The 4,707-nt window shown below is 41.3% G+C and carries 4 protein-coding genes; 2 read left to right on the top strand and 2 right to left on the bottom strand.

Annotation, left to right across the window (positions count from 1 at the left end; translation table 11 throughout):
* A partial coding sequence (locus VFM80_RS09650; RefSeq protein ID WP_395071621.1) for an FKBP-type peptidyl-prolyl cis-trans isomerase N-terminal domain-containing protein occupies positions 1–315 on the bottom strand: 315 nt, incomplete at its 3' end.
* A 143-nt stretch (positions 316–458) separates the two neighbouring features.
* Here VFM80_RS09650 and VFM80_RS09645 point away from each other — a divergent pair.
* Together VFM80_RS09645 and VFM80_RS09640 are read left to right on the top strand one after the other, a co-directional pair.
* Positions 459–2,027 carry a DEAD/DEAH box helicase gene (locus VFM80_RS09645; RefSeq protein ID WP_395071620.1) on the top strand — a complete coding sequence of 523 codons (1,569 nt, stop codon included), beginning with the start codon at positions 459–461 and terminating at the stop codon, positions 2,025–2,027.
* A gap of 73 nt (positions 2,028–2,100) precedes the next feature.
* Positions 2,101–3,285, top strand: coding sequence for an alkaline phosphatase (locus VFM80_RS09640; RefSeq protein WP_395071619.1), 1,185 nt, complete (start codon positions 2,101–2,103; stop codon positions 3,283–3,285).
* Between the two features lie 52 nt (positions 3,286–3,337).
* On the opposite strand, the gene VFM80_RS09635 is transcribed toward VFM80_RS09640, so the two are convergent.
* The coding region (locus VFM80_RS09635) for a PAS domain-containing protein (RefSeq protein WP_395071618.1) at positions 3,338–4,707 on the bottom strand (1,370 nt) is incomplete at its 5' end.

The following is a 4,707-nucleotide window of genomic DNA, read 5'->3' as shown; positions in this document are numbered from 1 at the left end:
CCTGTTTTCGCTGCTTCTCTCTTCGGTGATCTGTTGGATGTATTTGTTTACCACAGCGTAGATCTCTTCCTGGGTCAGTAATTCATCTTCTGAAGCTAATCCTGCATTCAGTCCTGCTCCATAATTGTCCATGTCCAATTCTTCGATGCCCTCACGAGCCAGAAATGTTCCATTTTGGTAACCAAGCGCGTAACTCACGCTGTCAAGTTCGGTAGAAAGGTCAGCATTATAACTTCCGCTCATTTCCTGATTACAGGCGGTAAAAAGCAGTAGAGAGGCGAATAGTGCAACTATACTTAAATTGTTAAATTTCATAGTAATATTTTGGTGATTATAAATTTGTTTGTGATCTAAAATTTAGACTTGTAAAATAGGGGAAATCACATCAAAGTGGAATAAATAATCACTTATCTGTGTATATTACGGAATCATAAGAAATTTCATAACAGACGAATACATTGACATTTAACGATTTTGACTTCAAAGACGAGCTGAAAGCAGGCTTGCGAGACATTGGCTATTCGGAACCTACCCCAATACAAGAACAAGCAATCCCAATTATACTCAAAAAGAAAGACCTGATCGGGGCTGCACAAACGGGAACCGGCAAAACGGGTGCCTTTGTTATACCTGTAATACAGCAAATATTGGAAAACCCCTCAGAGCATACACAGGCTTTGATCTTATCACCTACAAGGGAACTGGCTCAACAGATCGACGAGCAGATCTTTGCATTAGGCTATCACACCGGGATTTCTTCTGCTACGGTTATTGGTGGGGAAGATTTTGGGAAGCAGGCAACCGCTCTGCGTTCAGGCATTGATATCATAGTGGCAACTCCGGGCCGGCTTATTGACCAAAGCAAAGTGCTGGATGTGGATTTCAGCCATATTAAGTTCCTGATACTGGATGAAGCTGACCGGATGTTGGATATGGGATTCCTGCCTGATGTAACCAAGATCATCAAGAAGCTCCCGAAAGAACGGCAGACACTTTTATTCTCAGCAACAATGCCTGATCAGATCAAAAAGCTGGCCAACGATTTTATGAATGATCCGGATAAAATTGAGATCGAGATTGAAAAGCCTTCCGGAAGCATTGAACAGAAAGCATATTTTGTTGAACAAAAGGACAAATTGAATTTGATACAGGACGTACTGGATGGCTTAGCTTGGGATTCCTGTATTATTTTCTGTGCCACCAAAAGAGGCGTTGATGAGCTGGAACGGCTTCTGGTTAAAAAGGGAATTAAAGCCGGCAGTATTCACGGTGATCGAGATCAGGATGAGCGTAATAAATCACTGCATGAATTTAAGAGTGGAAAGGTTCCGGTGATCGTTGCTACCGATGTACTGGCTCGCGGCATTGATATTGCCGATGTCTCACTGATCGTTAACTATGATGTACCTCGTCAGGTGGATGATTACGTGCATAGAATTGGCCGTACCGGCCGATATGACAAATCAGGTGTAGCCATCACCTTTGTTAATAAGAAAGACCGACGGGCATTTTCAGCCATTCAGGATAAAGTTGGCGATCAGCTGGAAATGCTGGAAGCTGATTCTAATAAAAAGCCAAAAGCATCGGATAAAAAATCTGCTCCCAAAGATAAAGTGCGCAAGAAAACTCCGGAGAGTAAGAAAGCGGCTGAAAAGAATGAGGAGGCGAAACCTGAAAAGGCTAAAGCCAAACCATCCAAAAAAGCTGCTGACAAACCGGAGAAAAAAGAGGATAAAAAGCCTGCACGCAAAAAAAGTCCTGATAAGCCCAAGAAATTATCATCAAAAGAGATCGCAGAAGCTAACCGCAAAGTTCAAAATCTGGCCGCGGTGGATGTAGTTTTAGCAGGGGATAAGAAGGTGGAAAAATCTTCCAAAAAAGATTCCGGGAAAACCGAATCAAAAAAACAGGAAGATCAGGGACCGATTATACCGGCCGAAAGAATCAAGAAAGCCACAAAGCGTAATCAAAGATCACCCAAACCTGCCAAAGGAATATGGGGATTAATCAAAGCTTTATTCTCCTGATTACTTGGAGGATTTTACATTCTCTTAACTCAAGGGTAAAAAATTTAACTTAAGTTAAGAGAAAAAATTCGCCATGAATAAATTCTATACGCTGCTTCTGATATCTTTCTTAACGTTTGGGTGTCAGCAAAACGAAGTCGATAACACCGATAACGCTGATAACACCGAAGTCATTTCAGTAAATGATTCTCAAAGTGAAGTCCCGGAAATACTTCCTTTGGTGGAAAGCACCACGATCAAAAATGTAATTCTCTTGATAGGTGATGGGACCGGTTTAGCTCAAATTACTGCCGGGCAATATGCTCTTGTTGGGCCTGACGGTCTTCTTCATATGCAAACAATGCCGGTTACCGGCATCGTAAAAACCCATTCTTCCGATAACCTGATCACTGACTCAGCATCTGGTGCAACAGCATATTCTTGCGGACTAAAGACTTACAACGGTGCTATTGGGGTTAACCCAAACCAGATACCTTGCAAAACAATATTAGAGCTGGCAGAAGAGAAAGGGCTTAGCACAGGTTTGGTTTCCACATCTTCAATCACACACGCTACACCTGCCTCATTTGCCGCGCATCAGCCCGAGAGAAGTATGCAAATGCAGATCGCTGAAGACTTTCTCGACTCTGGATCAGAAGTATTTTTAGGTGGGGGTGTAAAATGGTTTGCCGAAGATCAACGCTCTGACTCTTTAGATCTTATCGCACAGTTTGAAGAAGCAGGATATCAGATCTTGATGGATCAGGATGAGCTTCAAAATGCAACCTCTGATCGTTTGTTGGGACTTTTTGCTGAAGATGGTATGGAGCGTAATGAGGGAGAGCCTTCATTGGCTATGATGACACAAAAAGCATTGGATGTTCTAAACCAAAATGAAGATGGGTTTTTCCTGATGGTGGAAGGAAGTCAAATTGATTGGGCAGGGCATGATAATAATTCTGAATACCTACTTCGGGAAGTGGAAGACTTTGATGCTGCTGTTAATGCAGCGCTAGATTTTGCGCAAAACGACGGAGAGACTCTTGTTGTACTGACAGCTGATCATGAAACAGGAGGGATGACCTTACAACAACAAGTAGCTGAAGGTGATTCTCTGGAGATCTACTGGACTACTGGATATCACACCGGAACACCAATTCCTTTGATGGCATATGGGCCCGGAGCACTTGAGTTTATGGGATGGAGAGATAATACCTATATAGGTAAGAAGATCTCCGAATTACTTGAATTAGGTGAATTGCCGATATTGGTGGAATAAAAACGGCGGAAAGCTTTTATTCAAAGATAAAGAGAGCTCGTTATAGCTCTTTCTAATTCATCTGTGCATTGGCGCTGCCGCTTTTTGTTTCATTTTTCGTAAAAGTGAGTGTGAAAATGGTTCCTTTTTTACCATTTTTATATTCCTTTACGCCATCAATTTGTCCGCACAGTACTTCTATCAAATGGAATCCCAAAGAATTTTTGGTTTCCATTATCTTGTCGTCAGGTAAACCCACTCCATTATCTTTGATCTCAATATGGATAGAGTTTTCATTTTCGGATAAATCGAAGGAAAGTCGGTTATCTTTTGTGCCTTTGAAAGCATGCTTGTAAGCATTGGTGATCACTTCATTGACGATCAGAGAAGCCGGAATGGCCTGATTGATATTCAGCTGTACCGGATCACAATTTATATCGAGGGTGATATCTGTTGTATTCTGTAGGGTTTCGGATATATTTTCGATCAGCTTTTTCAATGTATCTGAGAAATCCAGTTGTGAGAAACTGTTTGATTGATACAACAATTCATGAACAGTAGCAATTGACTTGATGCGAACAACACTGTCGAATAATTTAGCCTGAAGTTCTTCATTATGTGAGTCGAAAGCTTGCAGCTGCATCATCCCTGATACTACGGCCAGGTTATTTTTAACGCGATGGTGGATTTCGGCAAGCAGTGTTTCTTTCTCTTTTAATGAGGCTTTGATCTCCTCTTCATTTTGTTTTTGATCGGTTATATCACGCCCTATAGCCACCCAATGGGTATAATTTCCATCATCATCGGCAACGGGAACTATGGAAATATTGATCCAGAATTTTTCTCCGTTCTTTTTATAGTTGATGAATTCTACTTCTTTGGCCTCATGCCTGTCCATGGCACTGCCAAGTTCAGCACGTGTGGCTTTATCGGTTTCAGGTCCATTTAAAAAGTGAATTGTTTTACCTATAGCCTCTTCTTTTTCATAACCTGTCAAAGTGGAAAATGCTTCGTTCACATATAGAATTTTACGGCCTTGTAAATCGGTCGGCACAGCTTCGGTAATTACAACCGATTCTTTGGTATTGGTAATTACCGATTCCAGAAGTTTCAGCCTCTCTTGTTCTTCAACTTCGTGGGAAATATCCTGCATGGCACCGATCATACGTACGGGTTCGTCATTTTCATCTTTAATTACAAACGCCCGGTCAAAAATAAATTTATAGCTTCCATCCGCTGCCTTGAACCTATACTCCATTTGGAAGCGTTCTTTTCCTTTTTTAATAACTTCAGTAAGAGCATTGTTTACTGTTTCAATATCCTCAGGATGAATTTTATCCCGCCACCATGAATTAACATTATCTATCTCATTTTCCTTATAGCCAAACATGGAGTGAATATTGCTATTATACTCTATGGTGTCTGTTTCGATATTCAGATCCC

It is taken from the genome of Gracilimonas sp., from assembly GCF_035704785.1.
In the GTDB taxonomy this organism is placed as follows: Bacteria; Bacteroidota; Rhodothermia; order Balneolales; family Balneolaceae; genus Gracilimonas.
This window is presented reverse-complemented; position numbering and strand designations above follow the sequence as displayed.